The organism is Streptomyces viridifaciens, assembly GCF_001888885.2.
Lineage (GTDB): Bacteria > Actinomycetota > Actinomycetes > Streptomycetales > Streptomycetaceae > Kitasatospora > Kitasatospora aureofaciens.
Genome location: NZ_CP090841.1, coordinates 1450235 through 1470315, shown reverse-complemented (window position 1 = coordinate 1470315; position 20081 = coordinate 1450235). Strand labels below are relative to the sequence as shown.

General features: G+C 71.7%; 23 protein-coding genes and 1 pseudogene. 8 read left to right on the top strand and 16 right to left on the bottom strand.

Going from position 1 to position 20081, the window contains the following annotated elements; translation table 11 throughout:
- Positions 1-121 precede the first annotated feature (121 nt).
- The 3 genes from BOQ63_RS14095 (at position 122) to BOQ63_RS14085 (ending at position 1648) form a co-directional block, all read left to right on the top strand.
- Positions 122-625, top strand: a complete 504-nt coding sequence (locus BOQ63_RS14095) for a DUF5753 domain-containing protein (protein ID WP_143174717.1) — start codon at positions 122-124, stop codon at positions 623-625.
- The gene (locus BOQ63_RS14090; RefSeq protein WP_030280096.1) at positions 618-803 is read left to right on the top strand and encodes a DUF397 domain-containing protein; all 186 of its coding nucleotides are present in this window, start codon (positions 618-620) and stop codon (positions 801-803) included. Before BOQ63_RS14095 ends, BOQ63_RS14090 begins: the two co-directional genes overlap by 8 nt.
- 83 nt (positions 804-886) lie before the next feature.
- The gene (locus BOQ63_RS14085; protein ID WP_030280097.1) at positions 887-1648 is read left to right on the top strand and encodes a serine hydrolase; all 762 of its coding nucleotides are present in this window, start codon (positions 887-889) and stop codon (positions 1646-1648) included.
- Here BOQ63_RS14085 and BOQ63_RS14080 read toward each other — a convergent pair.
- The 7 genes from BOQ63_RS14080 to BOQ63_RS14050 form a co-directional block, all read right to left on the bottom strand.
- On the bottom strand, positions 1635-2081 hold the full coding sequence (locus BOQ63_RS14080) for a VOC family protein (RefSeq protein ID WP_030280098.1): 447 nt from the start codon (positions 2079-2081) through the stop codon (positions 1635-1637). The two genes, BOQ63_RS14085 and BOQ63_RS14080, sit on opposite strands and share 14 nt — an antisense overlap.
- A 61-nt stretch (positions 2082-2142) precedes the next feature.
- Positions 2143-3279: an FAD-dependent monooxygenase gene (locus tag BOQ63_RS14075; RefSeq protein WP_072654359.1), complete on the bottom strand. Its 1137-nt coding sequence runs from the start codon at positions 3277-3279 to the stop codon at positions 2143-2145.
- 65 nt (positions 3280-3344) lie between these two features.
- Complete coding sequence (locus BOQ63_RS14070) at positions 3345-3944, bottom strand: GTP-binding protein (RefSeq protein ID WP_046386597.1); 600 nt, start codon at positions 3942-3944, stop codon at positions 3345-3347.
- Positions 3945-3947: 3 nt separating this feature from the next.
- Positions 3948-4499, bottom strand: coding sequence for a DUF742 domain-containing protein (locus tag BOQ63_RS14065; RefSeq protein ID WP_072654358.1), 552 nt, complete (start codon positions 4497-4499; stop codon positions 3948-3950).
- Between the two features lie 5 nt (positions 4500-4504).
- Positions 4505-4951: a roadblock/LC7 domain-containing protein gene (locus BOQ63_RS14060; RefSeq protein WP_030280103.1), complete on the bottom strand. Its 447-nt coding sequence runs from the start codon at positions 4949-4951 to the stop codon at positions 4505-4507.
- A complete protein-coding gene (locus BOQ63_RS14055) occupies positions 4948-7995 on the bottom strand; it encodes a sensor histidine kinase (RefSeq protein ID WP_223885930.1) in 3048 nt (1015 codons plus the stop codon). The genes BOQ63_RS14060 and BOQ63_RS14055 overlap by 4 nt, the downstream gene beginning before the upstream one ends.
- Positions 7996-8220: 225 nt before the next feature.
- The gene (locus tag BOQ63_RS14050; protein WP_072654356.1) at positions 8221-8907 is read right to left on the bottom strand and encodes a FadR/GntR family transcriptional regulator; all 687 of its coding nucleotides are present in this window, start codon (positions 8905-8907) and stop codon (positions 8221-8223) included.
- Positions 8908-9076: 169 nt separating this feature from the next.
- On the opposite strand from BOQ63_RS14050, the gene BOQ63_RS14045 reads away from it, so the two are divergent.
- From BOQ63_RS14045 to BOQ63_RS14030, 4 genes and pseudogenes are all read left to right on the top strand, one after another.
- Positions 9077-10828, top strand: coding sequence for a 2-isopropylmalate synthase (locus BOQ63_RS14045; protein WP_150475887.1), 1752 nt, complete (start codon positions 9077-9079; stop codon positions 10826-10828).
- Positions 10829-10835: 7 nt separating this feature from the next.
- Positions 10836-11321, top strand: coding sequence for a YbaK/EbsC family protein (locus tag BOQ63_RS14040; protein ID WP_072654355.1), 486 nt, complete (start codon positions 10836-10838; stop codon positions 11319-11321).
- Between the two features lie 299 nt (positions 11322-11620).
- Positions 11621-11890, top strand: a pseudogene (locus BOQ63_RS14035) (peptidoglycan-binding domain-containing protein); the annotation flags it as partial.
- Positions 11864-12541, top strand: a complete 678-nt coding sequence (locus BOQ63_RS14030) for a peptidoglycan-binding domain-containing protein (protein ID WP_454129795.1) — start codon at positions 11864-11866, stop codon at positions 12539-12541. The pseudogene BOQ63_RS14035 and the gene BOQ63_RS14030, both read left to right, overlap by 27 nt.
- Before the next feature lie 153 nt (positions 12542-12694).
- On the opposite strand, the gene BOQ63_RS14025 is transcribed toward BOQ63_RS14030, so the two are convergent.
- Positions 12695-12892 carry a hypothetical protein gene (locus tag BOQ63_RS14025; protein ID WP_030280111.1) on the bottom strand — a complete coding sequence of 66 codons (198 nt, stop codon included), beginning with the start codon at positions 12890-12892 and terminating at the stop codon, positions 12695-12697.
- Between the two features lie 230 nt (positions 12893-13122).
- Between BOQ63_RS14025 and BOQ63_RS14020 the strand changes: the two genes are divergently transcribed.
- On the top strand, positions 13123-13476 hold the full coding sequence (locus BOQ63_RS14020) for a VOC family protein (RefSeq protein ID WP_072654353.1): 354 nt from the start codon (positions 13123-13125) through the stop codon (positions 13474-13476).
- Positions 13477-13590: 114 nt separating this feature from the next.
- Here BOQ63_RS14020 and tgmC read toward each other — a convergent pair whose 3' ends face one another.
- The 8 genes from tgmC to BOQ63_RS13980 form a co-directional block, all read right to left on the bottom strand.
- Entirely contained in the window at positions 13591-14733 is a 1143-nt protein-coding gene (gene tgmC, locus BOQ63_RS14015; RefSeq protein ID WP_030280113.1) for an ATP-grasp peptide maturase system methyltransferase, read from the bottom strand.
- The gene (gene tgmB / locus BOQ63_RS14010) at positions 14730-15692 is read right to left on the bottom strand and encodes an ATP-grasp ribosomal peptide maturase (RefSeq protein WP_072654352.1); all 963 of its coding nucleotides are present in this window, start codon (positions 15690-15692) and stop codon (positions 14730-14732) included. The genes tgmC and tgmB overlap by 4 nt, the downstream gene beginning before the upstream one ends.
- Complete coding sequence (gene tgmA, locus BOQ63_RS14005; RefSeq protein ID WP_072654351.1) at positions 15692-15964, bottom strand: putative ATP-grasp-modified RiPP; 273 nt, start codon at positions 15962-15964, stop codon at positions 15692-15694. Before tgmA ends, tgmB begins: the two co-directional genes overlap by 1 nt.
- A 928-nt stretch (positions 15965-16892) precedes the next feature.
- Positions 16893-17150: a hypothetical protein gene (locus BOQ63_RS14000; protein ID WP_072654348.1), complete on the bottom strand. Its 258-nt coding sequence runs from the start codon at positions 17148-17150 to the stop codon at positions 16893-16895.
- Entirely contained in the window at positions 17147-17470 is a 324-nt protein-coding gene (locus BOQ63_RS13995; RefSeq protein WP_072654347.1) for a DUF7848 domain-containing protein, read from the bottom strand. Before BOQ63_RS13995 ends, BOQ63_RS14000 begins: the two co-directional genes overlap by 4 nt.
- Before the next feature lie 94 nt (positions 17471-17564).
- Positions 17565-18785, bottom strand: coding sequence for a helix-turn-helix domain-containing protein (locus tag BOQ63_RS13990; protein WP_079183599.1), 1221 nt, complete (start codon positions 18783-18785; stop codon positions 17565-17567).
- A 165-nt stretch (positions 18786-18950) separates the two neighbouring features.
- The gene (locus BOQ63_RS13985) at positions 18951-19445 is read right to left on the bottom strand and encodes a phage terminase small subunit P27 family (RefSeq protein WP_079183598.1); all 495 of its coding nucleotides are present in this window, start codon (positions 19443-19445) and stop codon (positions 18951-18953) included.
- Between the two features lie 134 nt (positions 19446-19579).
- Positions 19580-20080, bottom strand: a complete 501-nt coding sequence (locus BOQ63_RS13980; RefSeq protein WP_072654345.1) for a hypothetical protein — start codon at positions 20078-20080, stop codon at positions 19580-19582.
- Between the last annotated feature and the right edge of the window lies 1 nt (position 20081).

Here is a 20081-nt window from a genome sequence, read left to right as displayed (position 1 = left end):
CGCCGAGCTTCCGTGAGCCGTTCACCTGGGAGTGCAGGAGGAGTGGGAAGTCGGCCTGTCCGACTTCCCACTCCTCTCGTTTTCACGGGCCGCTGTCAGTCCTCGATCGCGGTTCCTGGAGATGGCCGATGACCTGCTGAACGCGGGGGGTCTGCTGAGGCTCATCGCGGATGACGTGATGAAGGCCAAGGTCCGGATGAGTGAGCGGCACCCGGCATTCTCCAAGGCCTTCACGTCCGAGGAGGCCAAGGCCTTGGAGGTCCACGAGTACAGCATGTTCGCCATTCCTGGGCTGCTTCAGACCGCGTCGCACGCCCGGGCTCTGTATGAGATGCGCAGGCCGTGGCTCTCCACTGAGCAGATCGACAAGTGGGTTGCCGCCAGATTGGGGCGTCAGGAGATTCTGGCCAAGTGGCCTATGTCATCGATCAGTTGGGTCGTGGACGAGAGCGTGCTTCGGCGCCCCCTCGGCGGATGGGATACGCATCAGGAGCAGTTGCGTCACCTGCTCCAGGTTGCGGAGATTCGAGGCTTGGAGCTGCAGATCATGCCCCTCGCCAAGGAGCAGAACGCGGGGATGGGCGGACCCTTCACGCTTCTCACTCCGCCCGGCCGCCATGTCTGAGCTGGCATGGTTCAAGAGCAGTTACAGCACCAATGAGGGCGCCCAGTGCGTCGAGGTCGCCGAAACCCCCGGTGTCGTCCACGTGCGTGACTCCAAGGACAAGAGTGGTCCGCAGCTGGCCTTCGAGCTGGCCGCGTGGGAGGCGTTCGTGAAGTTCGCCGCCACCGCCGAGGTCTGATCGGATCTCCCTCAACGGCCCACCGTCTCCCCGGCGGCGGGCCGTTGGCGTACTTTCAGCCCGAAATGCCCTACCCTTCCGCCATGCTCTCTGTTGTAGTTGCCCCCTGGGCGGGCGAGGCGGAGCCGGTCTTCATGCGTGCGCCGGATGAACTGCACGACGCCGCGAGCACGATGAAGATCGCGGTGCTCGCCGCGCTCACCCGCAGCGGGGCGAACCTCGATGCCGAGGTGCCGGTGGTGAACCGGTTCGAGTCCGTCGTGGGCGGCGACTTCGGCAACGATCCCGACTGGGACAGCGATCCGCTGCCCTGGGAGCTCCTCGGTACCCATGTCCCACTCCGCCTGCTCGCCGAGCGGATGATCACCCACTCCTCGAACCTCGCCACCAACCTCTGCCTGGGCCGCACCGACCAGCGGGCCGTCGCCGAGGTGTGGCGCCAGGCGGGAGCCACCCACAGCGCGAGCCCGCGTGGGATCGAGGACTACGCGGCGCGCGCTGCGGGCATTCACAACCGGGTCAGCGCCCGCGATCTCGTGCGCCTCCTGCACTCGCTGGCCGACGAGCCGGAGCTGCTGGGGCTACTGGAGCGAAACGACTTCCGGGTGGACCTCGCCGCAGGTCTTCCGCCGGGCACCCGGATCGCGTTCAAGAACGGCTGGATCCCCGGCGCCCGCCACTGCGTCGGCCTGGTCCACCCCTACGACTGCCCGCCGTACCTGATCGCGGTCTGCTACACCGGCCCGCTCGCCTCCGGCGCGGACCGGGGTGACCCGGCGGCCCGCCTGCTGGCCCGCGTCTCGGCGGCGGTGTGGAAGCGCCGCAAGGAGATCACTCCTCGCTGATCGCGGGCATCGCTGCGCCGTCCGGGTTCCAGGCGGCCAGGAAGTCCGACTGTCGCGCCAGGTCCACGAGTTCGACCTGCGCGCCGATGCTGTCCAGCCGGTGGTAGACGAAGGGGCGACCGTACGGGCAGCCCGAGAACGCCTCCGGGAACCCGGCCGCGTCGAGCCGAGCCGCGCCCGCCGTGACGTCCGAGGACCAGAAACCCAGGTGATGGAAGCGGGCCCCAGAGGCGTCACCCCAGGGCCCGCCCGCCGGCGCCTCGATCAGCTCGATGTACGGAGCGTCCCCGGCGGTGAACACGATCCGGTAGTCCCACTCGCCGATCCGCCCGGCCACCGGCTCGCGCCATTCCACCCCCGCCGCAGTGGTGAGGTCGGCCATGGCGACCGAGAGGTCGGGGACGGTGAAGCAGACGTGGTAGAAGGCGGTCATGATCGCCAGCCTGCAACGTGGTCCCGCGCAGGCACAACCCCGCGCGGGAACGGACACCGCCTCAGTACGGCTTGACCAACACGTGGGCCGCGCCGGGGATGCCGATCTTCAGCAGCTCGTCCTCCTCCGCCGTGGTAGGGCTGCCGGTCTCCTGCTTGAGGATCGCCCGGGACATCGCCTGTACCCACATGGCGCGCGGCCGGCGCCGCTCCTCCCAGACGGCGAGCGCGGCCGGGACGTCGGAGCCGGCCTCCAGGCTCTCGGCCAGCACCAGGGCGTCCTCGACGGCCATCGCGGCGCCCTGGGCGAGGTGCGGGGTGGAGGCGTGGGCGGCGTCACCGGCGAGGACGACGCGGCCGACGTGCCAGGGCTCCTCGACGGTGACCTGGGAGATGCGGGAGTAGACCACCGCGGCCGGGTCGGTGACCTGGGCGAGGGCCTCGGCGATCGGGCCGCCGAAGCCGGCCAGCCGCTCGCGGAGCTGCTCGTGGGCGGTCGCCGGGTCCGGGCGGAAGTCCTCGGCCTCGGCGAACACCGAGCCCAGGTACATGAGTTCCTCGCTGATCGGGGTGAGCAGCGCCTTGGCCCGGAGGTTTCCGGCGGACATCACCACGCCCTTGACCTCGGGCGAACGCGGCAGCGTGACACGCCAGTTGGCGAAGCCGGTGTACTCGGGGGCGTACTTCTCCCCGTACAGGTGCCGGCGCAGCGGCGAGCCGATGCCGTCGAAGCCGACGACCAGGTTGTAGCGGCCGCCGTGGCCGTCGGTGAGGGTGACGTCTACCCCGGAGCCGTCGTCGGTGAGCTCCGAGATGGACGTCCCGAAGCGGATGGTGGCGCCCGCCGAGGTGGCGGCGGCGGCCAGCACCCGGGCCAGGGCGGGGCGCGGTATTCCGTTGTTGGAGGGGGCGTCGCCCATCCGGGGCTGGGGGATCTGGGCGAGGGTGGTGCCGGCCGGGTCGCAGATGGTCAGCACCTCCCACCCGAAGCCGACGGCCAGGCACTCGTCGAGCACGCCGATCTCGCGCATCACGTGCAGGGCGTTGGAGGGCTGGATGATGCCCACGCCGAGGGCCTCCAGCCGGTCGCGCAGCTCGGCGACCTCGACGTGGTGGCCGCGCCGGGCGAGGGCGGTGGCCAGGGTGAGGCCGCCGATGCCGCCGCCGTGGACGAGGACGCGAAGGGGTGCGGTGGTCATGAAGGGGCACTCCAAGGGGGGTTGAGGCCGTCGGGTTCAGCCGCTGGGTTTCAGCCGTCGGGTTTTCAGCCGACGGGCGCGGCGGCGAGGTCCATCAGGTGGTCGACCAGGGCCAGCAGCAGGTCGCGGCCGAAGCCGCGCTCGCGCACGTCGCCGATCAGCATCGGCACCTGCGGGTCGAGGTCGAGGGCCGCCCGGATCTCCTCCTGGGTGCGGGTGTTGTGGCTGTGGAAGCAGTTGATCGCGACCACGAACGGGATGCCCCGGCTCTCGAAGAAGTCGATCGAGGCGAAGCTGGTGTCCAGCCGCCGGGTGTCGGCGATGACGATCCCGCCGAGCGCGCCGTTGACCAGGTCGTTCCACATGAACCAGAAACGTTCCTGCCCGGGCGTGCCGAACAGGTAGACCACCAGCTCGGGGCTGACGGTGATCCGGCCGAAGTCGAGGGCGACGGTGGTGGTGTCCTTCTGGTCGACGCCGGCCAGGTCGTCGACCCCGACACTGGCCGTGGTCAGGTACTCCTCGGTGCGCAGCGGCGCGACCTCGCTGACCGAGCCGACCAGGGTGGTCTTGCCGACGCCGAAGCCGCCCGCGATCAGGATCTTGACGGCGGCCGGGGCGGCGGCGGGCTCGTCGACGGAACTGCGGGAGTGGGGTGTCGCCATCGTTCAGAGTCTCCGGAGTCCTTCGCGTACGGCCGTGAGCAGGCCGAGGTCCACGCCCCCGGCGGCGCGGGCCACCGAGAGCGGCGCCCGCGCCTTCAGCAGGCCCTGGGCGACCAGGTCGCCCAGCAGGATCTTGGTGACCGAGACCGGGAGGTCCAGGCCGGCCGCCACCTCGGCGACGGCGGCCGGGCGCCGGCAGCGGTCGAGGATCAGCCGGTGCTCGGGCTGGAGGCCGCGGGCACCGGCGCGGCTGCCCCGCGCCAGGGCCGCGTCGGCCTCGGCCCCGGCGGTGGTGAGCACGGTGATCAGGGTGAGGTCGTCGCGCTCGGGTGCGGTGCGGCCACGGGTGATGGTGTACGGGCGCACCATGACGCCCGTCTCGTCCTCCGCGTCCGGATCCTCCAGTTCGCTCCAGTGCGGCACCCGGCCGCGCGCCCGGGCGTCCCCCTCGCCGCTGACCGGGCCACTGCCGTGGCGGCTGCCGTGGAGGGCGTCGCCGTGGGGAACGCCGCCGTACGGGTCCTCGCCGTAAGGGGCATCGGTGTACGGGCCCACCCGGGTCAGCCCCGGTTCCGGGAGGAGAAGGCGTCGAAGGAGGCCGGGGCGCCCCCGGCGCGGGCCGGGGTGGTGAGCTTCTGGCCGACCTGCTGCACCAGGGTGTGCATGGCGACGGACATCACCTCGGCGTCCACCTCCTGGGAGGCGACCACGGCCAGGTGGGTGCCCTGGGCGGCGGCGATGACGAACAGCCAGCACTCGGCGAGCTCGACGATCACCTGGTGCACGGGGCCGCCGTCGAACAGCTGGCCGACTCCCCGGGCGAGCGACTGCTGTCCGGTGGCCACGGCGGCGAGGCGCTCGGCGTCGGCCCGCTCGATGGTGCGGGAGTGGCTGACCACGAGGCCGTCGTCGGAGAGCAGGACGGCGTTGCGGGTGCCGGGCACCGAGTCGACGAGCCCGTCCAGCAGCCAGTCCAGGTCCTGGTGGGTGGCGGTCGTGCGGTTCATGGCTGGTCATCCGTTCGTGTGGTTCGGGGTTCCGCGGCCGGCAGCGCCCAGGGGGAGGGGGCGGACGCGGGGGCTGGGGGGCCGGCGGGCAGAGCGGGGGGAGCCGGCGGGGTGGCGGAGGCGGGCAGCGGGTGCTCGACGCTGTCCTGGGCCCGGGCCGCGCGGGACTGGCGCTGGAAGGCGCCGATGGTGGCGCCCGAGCGCCGGACGGGCCGCCCGTTCCCGGGCGGTACGGGCTGGTGGGACGGGCCGGCGGCGGGCTGTCCGGCGGTCGGCTCGACCCACTGCTGGCGGGCCGGCGGCGGCACCCGCAGCTCGGCGGCCAGGCTGGCCTGCCGGACGCGCTGCGGCAGCGGCGGCTGCCCGCCCTCGACCGGGCTCAGCGGCACGGCGGAGGGGTAGTCGCGTCCCCGGCGCCGCTCGGCCAGCCGGTAGTGGTCGGCCGGGCGGTACTGCTCGTCGGCGTACGGGGCCTCGGCCTCGGTGACCCGGGCGTAGGCGATGTCCGGGTAGGCCGGGGCGGGGGCGTCGGGGGCAGGAGCCGGTGCGGCGCCCGGGCCGGGCGGCGGGCCGGCCTGGGTGTTCGGGGCAGCGGGGACGGGCGGGCCGGCCGGGGTGCTCGGGACGCCGGGCGCGCCGTGGCCGGGCGGGGCGACCGCGTACACCGGGGGCGGGTCGGCGGGGGAGCTGTGCTGGATCGGCTGCTCGGCGAGGCCGGGCGGGTAGGGCTGCTGCTCCTGGTGGTACGCCGGGTCCTGGAACGCCTCGGCGACGCACTCCACCGGTCCGCCGTTCGCGACGGCCGTGCCGTTCGTGAGGGCACCGCCGTTCCCGACGGTACCGCCGTTCACGAGGGCCCTGCCGCTTCCGAAGGCCTCGGCCTGCCCGAAGGCCTCCACCGGCGCGACCGGCGGTGCGAGCGGCCCCGTCGGCTGCGGCGCCTCGTCGGAGGCGGAGCGCACCGCCCGGCGCGAGCGGCGGACCAGCGGGATCGGTTCGGCGGGCGCGGCGTCCGGGAGCCCGGCGTCGCCGTCGATGACCAGTTCGTCCGGCACGAGTACGACGACCCGGGTGCCGCCGAAGGCCGACGGCCGGAACTCGATCTTCAGGCCGGTGAGCGCGGCGAGCCGGGCGACGACGTAGAAGCCGAGGCGGATGTCGTCGGCCCGGGCGAGCACGTCGGTGCGCGGCGGGCGGCTCATCAACTCGTTGGCCGCGTCGTACTGTTCCGGGTCCATGCCGAGGCCGCGGTCCTCGATCTCGACCGCGAGCCCGCGCCCGACCATGGCGGCCCGGACCTCGACCGGGGTGGGCGGCTTGGAGAAGGTGGTGGCGTTCTCCATCAGTTCGGCGAGCACGTGGGCCACCGGCCCGACGGCCCGTTCGGAGAGCCAGGGGTGGCCCTCGACGTCGATCACGATCCGCCGGTAGTCCTGCACCTCGCCCTGGGCGGAGCGCAGCACGTCCAGCAGCGGTACGGGCTTGCGCCAGCGCCGCTGCGGCTGGCCGCCGGCCATGATGACGAGGTTCTCCTCGTAGCGGCGCAGGCGGGCGGTGAGGTGGTCGAGGTCGAACAGGCCCTCCAGCACCTCCGGGTCCTCGTGCCTGCGCTCCAGTTCGTCGAGCTTGCGCAGCTGGCGGCCGATCAGCAGCTGGGTGCGGCGGGCGATGCGCTGGAGGAGGCGTTCGAAGCCGCGGTGCTGGTCGGCCTGCCGGACGGCGGCCTCCAGGGCGGCGGAGCGGGCCAGGTTGAGGGTCTGGCCGAGGCGGGCGAGTTCGTCGGTGCCGTTGCCGTGCTCGCCGGTGGTGACTTCCCGGCTCTCGGCCGCGGCGTCGACCTGCTCGCCGCGACCGAGGCGGTCGACCACCTCGGGCAGGGTGCGCTCCATCTCCTCGGCCTGGGTCTGGAGTTCCTTGATCCGGCGGCGCAGCGAGCGGCTGATCCGCCAGGAGGCGATGACGACGGCGACGACGGTGATCAGGCCGATGACGGCGGTCAGCACGACGCGGGTGAGCAGGTCGAGGATGGTTCCCTTGCCGACCTCGACGATGGCGCTGGTGCGGGTCTCGATCGCCTTGACCAGCTGCGGGTTGAGCTGGTCGACGGCCTGGCGCCACTGGTCCTGGGCGGCGGGCAGTCTGACGGTGCCGTTGGACTCGGCGGCGGTGGGCCGGGTGAGCTGCTGCTCGACGGCGGCCTTGGCCTGCCAGGCGGGGCCGTTCATCAGGTCGTGCCAGGCGGCCGCCTCGCCGTCGGGGACGTACGGGACGACCTGGACGGTGAACAGGTGGTCCTCGGCGCCGATCAGCTGCTGGACCTGCTGGTAGTCGGCGGTGCTGAGCCGGCCGCTGGGCCAGCCGCGGGCCAGCACGGCGTCCTCGCGGGCCAGCATCTCCTTGGCCCAGAAGGAGTTGACCAGGGTCTTGGACACCCAGGTGACCTCCCCCGCGTCGACGTGGCTGAGCGCGGTGAACAGCCGCAGGTCGACGGCGATCAGGTCGGTGTAGTAGGCGAAGACGGTCTGCTGGTCGACCGAGCCCCTGTCGACGGCGGCGCGCTGCTCGGCGAGCTTGCCCATCGCCTGCCGGGCCTCGGCGACGGCGCTGCGGACGTCGTCGGGGGCGTTCTCGGTGCTCTCCCCGGACAGGGCCTGGAACTGGCGGACCGCGTCGTCGGTCAACTGCCGCTGGTGGCGCAGCTGGTCGGTGTTGGCGCCGGGCCGGGCGAGCGCCTCGGCGCTGAGCCGGCGCTCCTCCTGGAGGTTGTAGTAGACGATGTTGGACGGCTGGCCGGCCTTCTGGGCGAGCATGCCCTGGGCGGCCTGGCGTTGGAAGTCGAAGACGGTGGCGCCGCTGGTGACGGCCCAGAGGGCGACCAGGGCGAGGCTGGGGACGACGGCCAGGACGAGCAGCGCCGACCGCAGGGACAGGCGTGGACGCCTGCGGGGGGCCTTCGGCGTCGGGGGCCGCCGATTCGCACGCGCGCGCAGAGCAGACTCCTTGGGGCTGGCGGCCGACCGGTGAAGGGCGGGCCGTCCGGGCACGGGCTTTTGACGATGCGATATTAGTCATACCGTGTGATTGGAGTGAAAGCCCGTTCGCCACCTCGGCCGCAATTGTGCACGGACCGGACACATTGCCACCCGCACGTTGACCGTTTGCGCTCGAAGCAACGGGGCTCCGCCCTGCCTGACGCAGTGTCGCTGCCGCCTGCGACCGCTGGATGGCAGCCGTGTGAAAACTGTGTGACGCTCCGTCGCCCGGCGGAGTCAGGGGCTGAGCAGCCGCGCCCGGGTCGACTCCAGCTCCGTCGCCAGTACCCGTCCGGCGGCCGCCGTATCGCCGTCGTGGAGTGCCCGGACGAGCTCCGCGTGCGAGGCGTACCCCTGGTTCGGATCACCCTCCCGCAGTCCGAACAGGCCCACCAGCGCGACCAGATGCTCCCTCAGGACCGGGGCGAACTGGGCGAACAGGTCGTCCAGGACGGGGTTGTGGGCGGCGGCCACGATCGCCGTGTGCAGCGCGATGTCGGCGTCCACGAAGGCGGTGTCGTCCGCCCCGCCCGCCGCCAGGCGCGCGGCCAGTGCCGCGTCCACGGCGGCGAGGTCCGTCGCCGTGCGCCGCTCGGCCGCCAGTCGGGCCGCCTGCACCTCGACCATCGTGCGCACCTCGTAGACGTGCGCCAGCTCGGCGGCGCGCAGCCGGGTGGTCCAGTCCCCGGCGGCCGGGCGGTCGGCCGTCACGAACACCCCGGAACCCTGGCGGCTGTGCACCATCCCGGCCGCGGCGAGCGTGCGCAGCGCCTCCCGGACGGTCGAGCGCCCGACGCCCAGCTCCTTGGCGAGCGCCACCTCGCCGGGCAGCTTGCCGCCGACCGGCCACTCCCCGGCCCGGATCCGCTGCTCGATCAGGTCGGCGGCCTGTCCGGCGAGGGGGGAGGGGCGGAGCGGGGTCATCGTCGTCACCTGTCAGGTTGTCTGAGTACTTGTGGCGTGGTTACTCTACCCGCCATGCAGCCGTGGAGCGCACTCCTTCTTGGCGGCCGCAGCGGGGCGTGACCGGACCGGCACCCCGCTGCGGGGCGCCGTCCTGCCGGTCTCCGGTACTCCACCCGAGGACATCCCCATGCGGTTCCCGACCCTGCAAGCCCCCGCCGGCCCCGTCCCGGCCGACGCCCCCGCCTGGAACCCCCAGCGCGGCGGCGCCATGCCTTTCCACCGCTACCGCCCCGCCCACGAGCGGGTCCACGTTCCCGCGCTGCTGCGCCGCTGGCCCGGCCACCGGATCGAGCGGGCCCCCCTGTGGGTGCCCGTCGACCTGCGCGACGGCAACCAGGCGCTGGCCGAGCCGATGGACCCGGCGCGCAAGCAGCGGATGTTCGACCTCTTCCTGGCCATGGGCTTCAAGGAGATCGAGGTCGGCTACCCCTCCGCCAGCCGCACCGACTTCGACTTCGTCCGCCGGCTCGCCGAGCAGCCCGGGGCGGTTCCGGAGGACGTCACCGTCGTCGTCTTCACCGCCGCCCGCGCCGACCTCATCGACCGCACCTTCGAGGCCGTCGAGGGACTGCCGAACGTGGTCGTCCACCTCTACACCGCCACCGCGCCGCTGTGGCGGGACGTCGTCCTCGGCAAGGACCGGGACGAACTGCGGGCGCTGATCACGGCGGCGGCCGAGCGGATGGCCCGGCTGGGGGAGCGAAGGGACGGCCTGCGCTTCCAGTTCTCGCCCGAGGTGTTCAACCTGACCGAGCCGGACTACGTGCTGGAGGTCTGCAACGGCCTCACCGCGCTGTGGGACGCCGATCCCGACCGGCCGGTGATCCACAACCTGCCGGCCACCGTCGAGATCGCCACGCCCAACGTGTACGCCGACCAGATCGAGTACGTCGACCGGCACCTGGACCGGCGCGACGCGGTGATCCTCTCCGTCCACCCCCACAACGACCGGGGCACCGGTGTCGCCTGCGCCGAACTGGCGGTGCTGGCCGGCGCCCAGCGGGTCGAGGGCTGCCTGTTCGGCAACGGCGAGCGCACCGGCAACGTCGACCTGGTGACCCTGGCGCTCAACCTCCACACCCAGGGCGTCGACCCGATGCTCGACCTCTCCGACATCGACGAGATCCGGCGCACCGTCGAACACTGCAACCGGCTGCCGGTTCACGAGCGGCACCCGTACGCCGGCGACCTGGTGCACACCGCCTTCTCCGGCACCCACCAGGACGCCATCAAGAAGGGCTTCGCCCGGCACGCCGGTACCGCCGCCGAACTGGGCCTGCCCGAACGGGAGGCGCCCTGGTCGGTGCCGTACCTGCCGATCGACCCGGCCGACCTCGGGCGCGACTACGAGGCGGTGATCCGGGTCAACAGCCAGTCCGGCAAGGGCGGCATCGCCTACCTGCTGCAGACCGGCGCCGGGCTGGAACTGCCCCGGCGGCTGCAGATCGAGTTCGCCGGGGTGGTGCAGGAGGCGACGGACGACAGTGGGCTGGAGATCACCGGCGAGGAGCTGTACGGGCTGTTCCGGGCCGAGTACCTGGACGCGGGGGCCGGGCGGGAGTGGCGGGTCGGCGACGACTGGGCCGAGGTGGACGGCCGCCGGGGCACCGGCGCCGGGCCGGTGGACGCGGTGGCGGCGGCGGTGGGGGCGGAGATCCTCTCCTTCAACGAGCATGCCGTCGGATCGGGGCCCGACGCGGTCGCGTACGTGGAGGCCCGGATCGGCGGCACCGTGGTCTGGGGCGCCGGGCGGGACGCCTCGGTGCTGACGGCGGGCGTCCGGGCGGTGCTGAGCGCCGCCGCGCGGGCGGGCGTCGGGCGGGCCGGAACCGACCGGGTCGCCGCCGGGCGGCTCACCTCCGGGCGCGGAAGGGCATGATGGGGCGATGAGTCCATCCCTTCCCGTGCGCAGCCTCGCGGTCGCCGAGGCGCTGGCGGCGGCCGGTGTCGCCGGTGAGATCGTCGTCCTTCCCGACTCCGCCCGGACGGCAGTCGAGGCCGCCGCCGCCCTCGGCTGCGAGGTCGGCGCGATCGCCAACAGCCTGGTGTTCAGCTGCGACGGCGAGCCGCTGCTGGTGATGACCAGCGGTGCCCATCGGGTCGACACCGCCTTCCTGGCCGGGCAGTTGGGTGCGGTCGAGATCACCCGGGCCTCCGCCGCCCAGGTCCGCGAGGCCACCGGCCAGGCCATCGGCGGCGTAGCCCCCACCGGTCACCCGGTTCCGCTGCGCACGGTCGTCGACACCGCGCTGCGGCAGTACGAGGTGCTGTGGGCGGCGGCCGGGCACCCGCACACCGTCGTGCCGATGACGTACGAGGAACTGCTGCGGGTCACCGGCGGCGTGCAGAGCACCGTCGTGTCGACGGACTGAGGGGCTCCGGCCGACGGCCCACCACCGGGATGCCGGCGGTGGGCCGTCGCGGGTTCCGGGCCGTCGTGGGTCCGGGGCCCGCCGTTGCGGGCCCGGGGGGCGTGGGTTCGGGACCGTGGTGGGTTCGGGGGCGCCCCCAGCGCGATTCGCCGTCCCAGGGACGCCGGGAACGCTAGAGGGACGCCGTCCGGCTCTCCTAGCGTCTCCTCTCGGCGGCCGGTGCGGTGGACGGACAACCTTCCCGTGCCCGTGCCTCCGCTCCCCTCTCCCGCACTCAGTCCCACCAGTGAGGAACCGCCATGAAACGCATCCCGGCCCTCGTCGCCGCGATGTTCGCCGCGCTGCTCGCGGCCGTGCTCGTCGCCCCCGCCGCCCAGGCCGCGAGCTGGCCGATCGTCCGCAACGGCGACCGCGGCGACAACGTGACCACGGTCCAGTACCTGCTGTCGGCCCGCGGCTTCGCGACCGGTGTCGACGGCGCCTTCGGTCCCGGTACCGAGGACAAGGTCAAGAGCTTCCAGAGCGCCAGCGGTCTGACCCCGGTGGACGGCGTCGTCGGCTCCGACACCTGGTCCAAGCTGATCGTCACCGTCCGCAGCGGCGACAACGGCGACGCCGTGAAGGCGCTCCAGGTGCAGCTCAACGCCCACGGCGCCAGCCTGGCCGTGGACGGCGCCTTCGGCCCCGGCACCGACTCCAAGGTGCGCAACTTCCAGCAGTCCGCCGGCCTGAACCCGGTCGACGGCATCGTCGGTCCGGCCACCTGGGGCGCCCTGCTCGGCGGCGGTGGCAGCACCGGTGGCTCCGGCGGTTCCGGTGGCGACACCCTGAGCCAGTCGCAGGCCGCCTCGATGCTCTCGTCCGCCGGGATCACCTGGTCCTCCTCGGGCAACTGCTCCGACCGCAACAGCAGCAGCTGCACCTCCTTCGACGGCATCCGCCGTGCCACGGTCGACGGCGCCATCAACCTGAAGCACGCCGTCGGCAGCTGCCCGCTGAACATCACCGGCGGCACCGAGACCGGCCACGCCAGCGGTACCTACAGCCACGGCACCGGCTACAAGATGGACTTCGCCATGATGAGCTGTCTCACCAACTACATCCACGGCACCTTCACCCACAGCGGCACCCGCGGTGACGGCGCCGACCTGTGGACCGCCCCCTCCGGCAACATCTACGCCAACGAGGGCAGCCACTGGGACGTCACCTTCATGAACTGACGCCGGCCGCGGCGAGCGGAACGCGAGGGCGGGGCCACCGGACACTCCCGGTGGCCCCGCCCCGTGCCGTTCCCGGGGAGCCGGGAGCCGGGAGCCGGGGAGCCGGGAGCCGGGAGGCGGTCTGCCGCTACACGAAGTTGAACGTCTGGAAGTTCATGCGCTGTAGGTGATGCCGTTCAGGCTCTGCGGGGTGTCCCGGCCGGTCTCCGCGGCGCTCGCGGTGCCTGCGGCGGAGATGCCGAGCCCGGCGGCCGTGAGAACCGCGGTCGCGGTGGCGGCCACGATACGCCCGGTGCGACTGGTGCGGCCGGTACGACCGGTGCGGCCTCGGAGCAGGGTCGAGATGTTCAACGTTCCTCCTGAGGAGCGGAGTTGACTCGCCTGGCCCGCATGACGCTAGGGCCTTTGTCATGCACATTGAATAGGAGGAGCGCATTCCCCGGTGTGATCAGGATCACGGCCGCTTCGGGTGTCGACGACGGTCGCGGGCTCGTGGCCGAGCTCCACGGCCACCGTCCCGTGCGAGGGGAACCGGCGGCAGGCAGTGGCGTCCGGAGGGTAAATCGGGAAGGCTCGGGGGCATGGTCTCGGTACTGCGGAACGTGGCGATCGACTGTGCGGACGCCTATGAGCTGGCCCGCTTCTGGAGCCGGGTGACCGGTCGTCCGCTGGGCCCGGGTGATGGGCCGGGGGACCGGGAGGTCGCGGTGGTGTTGGCGGAGGGACCGGTCCTGTACTTCAGCCAGGTGCCGGAGCCGAAAACGGTCAAGAACCGGGTCCACCTGTGCCTGCGGCCGGAGACCTCGCGGGAGGAGGTGGAGCGGCTGCTGGGGCTCGGGGCCACGATGGTCAGCGATCTGCGGAACCCCGACGGCTCGGGGTGGGCGGTGCTCGCCGACCCCAACACACGTGACTACCAGTTCTGTGCAGCTTAGCCGCAGGTCAGCGGCAACGACAGAGCCCCGCCCGGCACTTGGCCGAACGGGGCGTTTTGCTGTCTGACCACCCGACAGGGCGGTGCACGATGTTGACCCACGGGCCCGCGTGCGTCAGATCGGCAGGTCCCACCCGGGGCCGTCCTCGGCGCCGAGCCACACCCGCTGTCCGGCGGCCGAGACCGTGATCCCGAACCGTTCCTGGTGAGGCTCGTTGACGGCCTGCCAGCGCTGCACCGCTCGTTCCACCCGGTCCCACAGGCGGACGGGACCACGCTGGACAACGGTCCACCCGCCGTCAGGGTTGGGCATCGTCCGAGCCTGCGAACCGGTGGACACGTCCCAGAGGATCTGTTCCGCCCCCGCCCCCATGCGTTCGGCCGAGGGGGCCGCGAGCTGCGCGACCCACCCGCCCGTCCAGTCGTCGAGCTTCGCGGGGTCGATCTGACTCGGACGCTCCTCCCCGGGCAGCAGGGCCAGCGTCGGACGGGGCGGCCGGTCGTGCGGCCGGGCGATCATGAAACTGGTGTACCCGGGGAGGAACCGGCCCGTGGCCTCTCCGGGGCCGGTCACGTCGAGCAGCGCGAGGGCGTTGGCGTAGCTCCACCCGGAGAGGGTGGCCAGGATCTTCCCGCCGGGCTTCACCTGGTGCAGCCAGGGCAGCGGGACGTACCGAACCGAACAGGTGGCAATGAGCCGGTCGTACGGGCCGCCCTGCGGGTCGCCGCGCAGCCCGTCACCGATGATCAGCCGGGGCGCGAAACCAGCCGCCTTGAGTGCCGTGGCGGCAGCCCCGCCGACCACCGGGTCGTACTCGATGCTGGTCAGGTTGGCGTCCCCGAGGCGGTGCGCGCCGAGGGCGGTCGAGTACCCGGTCCCGGTGCCGATCTCCAACACCCGCTGCCCCGCCTCCGCGCCGAGTTGCTGCCACATCCGCAGCACCAGGGACGGCAAGGTGGACGACGACGACGGGGAGCCGGTCACGGCGTCCTCGGTCACATCGTCGGGCCTGATCCGGCCGTCCAGTTGGGTGATCAGCGTCTCGTCGGAGTAGACACCCTCCAGCCACCCGGGATCGCCCTCCCGGACGGGCCGGTAACTGGTGGGCATGCTGCCCGCCACCGGCAGGAAGTAGGACCCCGTGAACAGCTCGCGGGGAACCGTGGTGGCCGCGCTGCGCCACTCGGGTTCGGTGAGGGTGCCGTCCTCGGCGAGTCTGTCCGCCAGGGCGCTGCGAAGCTGAGCCGATGTGCTCACGTGTCGGGGCCTTTCTCCAGTTGGTCGGTTAGAGCTTGGGCGATGGCGGCGGTGGTCTGCGCCGGCTGCCACGCCCATTGGCCGTTCGGGTTGCACTCAAGGAAGTACCAGTCACCCGCAGGGGTCACAGCGAAGTCGAACGCGCCGTAATGCAAACGGAGTTCGGCGAGATAGGCCGCGACCGCACGCGCGACCGACGCGGGTACCTCGATCGGTGTACACGTCATCAGGTCTTGACGGTAACGCCAGTCGAGATCGGGACTGTCGATCCGGACCCCGAACAGTCGGGCGCCCACGGCGGTCACGCGCACGTCGAACGCCTTGTCCACCTTGGCTTGGAACATGTGGGGACAGACGGACACGGCGTCGGTGATCTCCGCCGCGCGCACCTCCCGGACCCACACACTGTTCGGCTGATCGTCCACGCGGTAGGGCGTGTTCCACACGGGTTTGTAGACCACTCCGCCGGACTGCTGGGCGGCGAACGTCCGCGCCTCGTCCGGGTCGTCGGTGATCACCGTGCTGGGCACCAGGAACCCGCAGCCCTGCGCGGTTGAGAGCTGCGCGGGCTTGAACTCGGCGGCCCGATTGCTCCACGGGTGATTCACGTAGTGCGCGCCAGGCAGCGACGCGAGGATGCCCCCCGCGCCCCACAGGGCCTGTTCTGCGGCGAACCGGCGGTCCTGGCCGCTCAACTCCGGCGGTCCCTCGTAGGGCGAGGGCCTGCGCACCCACACGGACCGAATCCGCGTGGTGTCGATCTCCCGGCTCGCCGTGCGCAGGGTGCCCCGCTGGTCGCCTGTGCGGTACGTGGCAGTCAGCGAGGCACCCGCGTGCAGGTCGGTGCCGGGGTCGAGACGGACCACGGGAACCCGGCGCTCGGCGAGAAGCCGCAGCACCACGTCCGCAGTCACGTCGTAGGGGTTGGTCAGCACCAGTACCGACCTGCTGTCACGCATCAGCCGGAACTCTGGTCCTGGTCGTACGACTCGGTGCTGTCGGAGTCGGTCGCGCCACCCGGGCCCGACCCGTCACCCGGGGTGGTCGTGGTGGGCGTCAGGCCGCTCGTGCTGGTGCCGTGGCTGCCCAGCTCGACCGTCCGGCCGTGCTCGTCCACGATTACCGCGATCTGGGTTTCGGGGTCGATCACGGGCGTGTACTGCGGAACCGTGGTGGTGGCCGCGTACGGCCCCATCCGCTGGGTGCCCCACGGTGCGGGCGTCTGCGTCATCTGTGCTGTACCTCCGTTTTCTGCGAACGTCGAAGTTCAACACCTCGGCCGTGAGGCCGAGTTGCCAATCCCACCCCGCCCGAGTCGCCCTGTCCAGGGCCGAACTGGCCGGAGTGGCCGTGCCCCGCTCCGGGCATGGGGGTTGAAGTGCCCGGAGCGGGAGTTGGGGCCCATCCCGGCGGGGGTGTTGACCCTTCCCCGCCCGCCGGAACGGGAGTTCATTGGGGGTGCGGCTACCCGCGCCCGAGGGGACGTGCCTTGCGGAGCGGGGCCAACTCGCCGGGAACCGTCCACCCGAGGGGGAACAGCACCGGTTCGCCCGGGAACAGCGCGGCCCACTCGGCGGTCATGGCACCGCCCCACCGGCCGCACGTTAGGCACCGCCAGACCAGCCCGCCCGGACCGCTCAACAAGGCACCCGGTTCCGTGGTCGTCTCGACCTCGTGTCCGGCGCCCTCGGGGCACTCGCGCATCTCCGCTCCACATCGTGATCCGTCTGTGCCCCGCCCCGGTCGTCCAGGCCGTCCAAGTCCCGTCACCGGGGCGGGGATTGTGCAGCCCGGCGCAGCGCAGGCAACACCGGGAGTCGAGCGGTCGGGTTACTGCCGAGCGCTGGTGCCCCATCTCGACCGGGGCCGGGCATGCCGAGCGCGGTGGGTGCGCTCGGTCGCGGACTTGTCCCGCGTAGCCATCGCGGCAACTGCCTTGCTGTGCAGGGTCGATATGCAGTCGCCGCAGGCGAGAAGCCCGGCCGTGACTCCGCCGGCTGCTGTGACCGGGCCGAGCCAGAGCACGCGGACCGAGGTGCGCCCGCAGTAGAGCCAGCAGTCCCCGACCGCCCACGGGTTCCCGTCGCCTGTCTCGGGCGGCTCCGGCAGCCGTCCCGCGCTGATCTCGGCCAGCGTGGGCAACACCTCGGCAGCGAGGGTCACGGCGGCTCTCCGGGGCGAACGTGGCGCACCGTGACCCGCAACCGAGACCGCCTGGCGGCACGTCTTCGGCGCCACCACGTTTCCCAGTCCCCGCCGTAGACGATGCCGAGCATGGCGACCGCCAGGGCGAAGAACCACCAGACCCACCGACGCGCGGCGTACGGGTCGAGCCTGGCGAGGGCGACCACCAGAGCGGCGGGCCCGAGAGCGACCGCCACGGCCAGGGCGCAGGCAGCAAGGGTCTTGCGGCTCACGCCGGTTCGTCCTCGGGCACCAGCACCATCGGGACCGAGGCAGCGTCCAGGCTGAACGACCGGTGGTCCTGGTTGAGCCACGTGTGCGTGCGCGCCCACTCCGCCACGGCCCCCACGTCCGCACTCGGCCGGGACGTCTCGCCGCACATGGTGCCGTCCTCGTCCTCGGAAACGCAGGACAGGACGTAGCGCGCCGGAACGGCCCGAGGGTCATCCGGGCGCAACTTCCAGCCCCCGAACCGAGTAACGATCCGGTTCGTCTCCTGGCAGTCCGTGTGCGTCAGCACCGACGGGAGTTCCCTGGTCGGCATGCTGCTCATTCGGCCTCCAAAACGCTGAATGCCCGTCACGTCACATGGACGGTACGGGCACTCAAGGCGGCCGAGAGGCACAGTTTGTGCCCCTATCTATCAGTCAGGCGGCAAGCCCGGTAGCGGTTGCAAGGTCACGGGCGGCGGGTCGAACAGACGGAGGGCCGTCCAGCAGGCCCCTTACCAAGTCATGGGTTTCGTGGTTCCACCGGGCGGTGTCGGGCGCTGCCTCCACTGCGTCGGTGAGCAGCGACGCCACCCAATCCGGTTCGCCCCGCAGGGCGTATGCCCGTGCGACCTCGATCAAGTGCCGTGCCCGCCTCGGCCGTGCAGGAAGTTCTGCCGGTGCCAGCCGGTCAGCCCACCGCAAGGCGGTACCGACCTGTCGCAGCTCGACAGCGACTGTCACAGCGTGCACCGGGATTACCCGCGCAGATGCGGAGGTCGGCGAGTGCCAGAAGTCAGCCGGCAGGGTCCTGGCGACCTCCTCGGCTCGATCGAACCAGCCCCAAGCCTCGCCCGACTCTCCCGCGCGAGCGTGCGTAATGGCCGCGTGGAACGCCATATCTGCCCATGCCGCAGCAAGCGACGGAGAATCACCCCGGGCCGGTCCCAGCAGCCGCAGAGCCTCCTCCGTGAGCGTCTGGGCGCTGTCCCATTGCCCAGACTTCCGGAACGCCTCCACCAGGAACCAACAAGCCTGCGCAACGGCGACGGCATCACCGGAGGCTCGGGCGGTCGCCAAGGAGCGCTCAGCCACGCGCCAGACCAGGTTTCCATCCCCCTGGTAGGCGGCGAACATCTGAACAAGATTCAGAGCCGAGGCATAAAGCACCTCAGCGCGCCGACGATCCGGGCAGTCAGGGTGCGATGCGGCGGCCGAGGCAGCCGATACCAGCGCCGGGAGCAGGTCCCCAAGAGCCGTACGGTGGTCGCCCCGGGAGTCCCGAGCCTGCCAAGCCGCAGCCACCTGAGCCGCAACGTGATTGACGCTCGGGACCGGGCCAGCCGCCAGGCCCAGCGGCGCCGAGTCAACGGCCCGCCGGACCACCGACAGCGCCGGATGCTCCGCCCCGGAGAACAATGCTCGGGGCATCGACACGTCCCCCGTCAGGGCCGACAGGTCTTCGATGCCCACGTGTTCTGCGATCTTGACGAGCACGGGCAGCCTCGGCGGCAGGAGGCGGCCGTTCTCAACTGCCTTCAACCATCCCTCTGAGCGGCCTACCAGCCCGGCCAGCACGGCACGGGACTTGCCCGCGCGCTCCCTGAAAAGCTTGATGCGCTGACCAACAGACAGCGCCGGATCGACAGCCATAGCCATGGGGTAAGAGTAGGACCAGCGCTGCCGGGCTAACACCGGCTCGAACCGAGCACGTGGGAAGGGGCGAGTGACGGCAGGGCAGCAAGCGGGAACGCAAGAAGGCCCCCGCCCCAACCACCCGATGAGGGAGGAAGGGACGGGGGCGTTCGCGGAAGGTGGGACCGGTCAGTCCCAGATATCGGAGTCGTCTGCTGACTCCGGCGGGGCAATGGACACTCGCGCACTCGGCGAGAGACCCAATTCCCTGATGTAGCGCGCGAGTTGGGAGCGGTACTGTGCCGCGATGGTGGCGGCGCCGTTCTTCACGGTCCCGCGCTCGGCCGTGACCATGAGTCCGCGTTCGGACAGGTCGCGCTCGGCCTGGTCGATGCGGGCCACACAGACGCACAGGTCCTTGACGGTCGAGTGGTCCACTTCGCCGAGCCCTGCGGCCACTTCGAGAATCGGCACAACGCGCCGCCACTCAGCCGAGGCTATTTCTCGACAGCGGATATTGGCTTCTTGGATCTCGGCGGCCGGCGAGTCCTTGAACAGATCTCGCCAATCGGGCTCGGCGAGAACAGCGCGCGGAACAATCACCCCCTCTCTGATCTCAGCCTTGGACGGGTTCCCTTCGCGGGCCCGTATTGCCGCTGGCTTGGGGCGGTACCGATCAGCCATAGTCTCCTTTCCAACTCGCTGTAATGGCACTCGGAGCCCCAAGAATGGCCACAGCTCCGGCGCGAGTTTTTTCCCTCCCTGCCGATCAACCTTGGCCATGGAGGGGAGTACCCCCCTGGTCGGGTCGGGGCTGCTCAGTCGCCCTGCGCGGCCACGTATGCCTCACGCTGGGCCACAAGGCCCTGATTGAATTCGTCAGCGAGCTGTGCCGACTCCTTTTCGAGGCGTTCTACGATTTCATCAAGGATCTGCGCCGCGTAATGCCGCTGCTCGGGTACGGTCACGACTTCACCGATGGTCCGCTGCGCGCGCTGCGCTTCGGTCATGACGTGTCCGCGCTTGTGCCGGGCGGCCCGGTACTCAACATATGCAGCGAACCAGGGCTCCGCCGACAGGGCGTCAAAGAACCGCTGTCGGGCGTCGTCACCCGAGTTCGCGGCTTCCTCGGCCCGACCCATCCAAGTCCCGGCGAACTGTCGGCTGTACTCGATCTCTCGTTCTGCGCGGCGGGCCTTCTCGGTGTCCTCGGCGGCGCGCAACTGCGCCTCGGCAGCAGCCAGCGGGCCGGATACCTTATCGATCTGTGCGCGCAGCTTGGCGACCCGCTCGGTAGCCTTCTCGATCTCGGCGCTCATA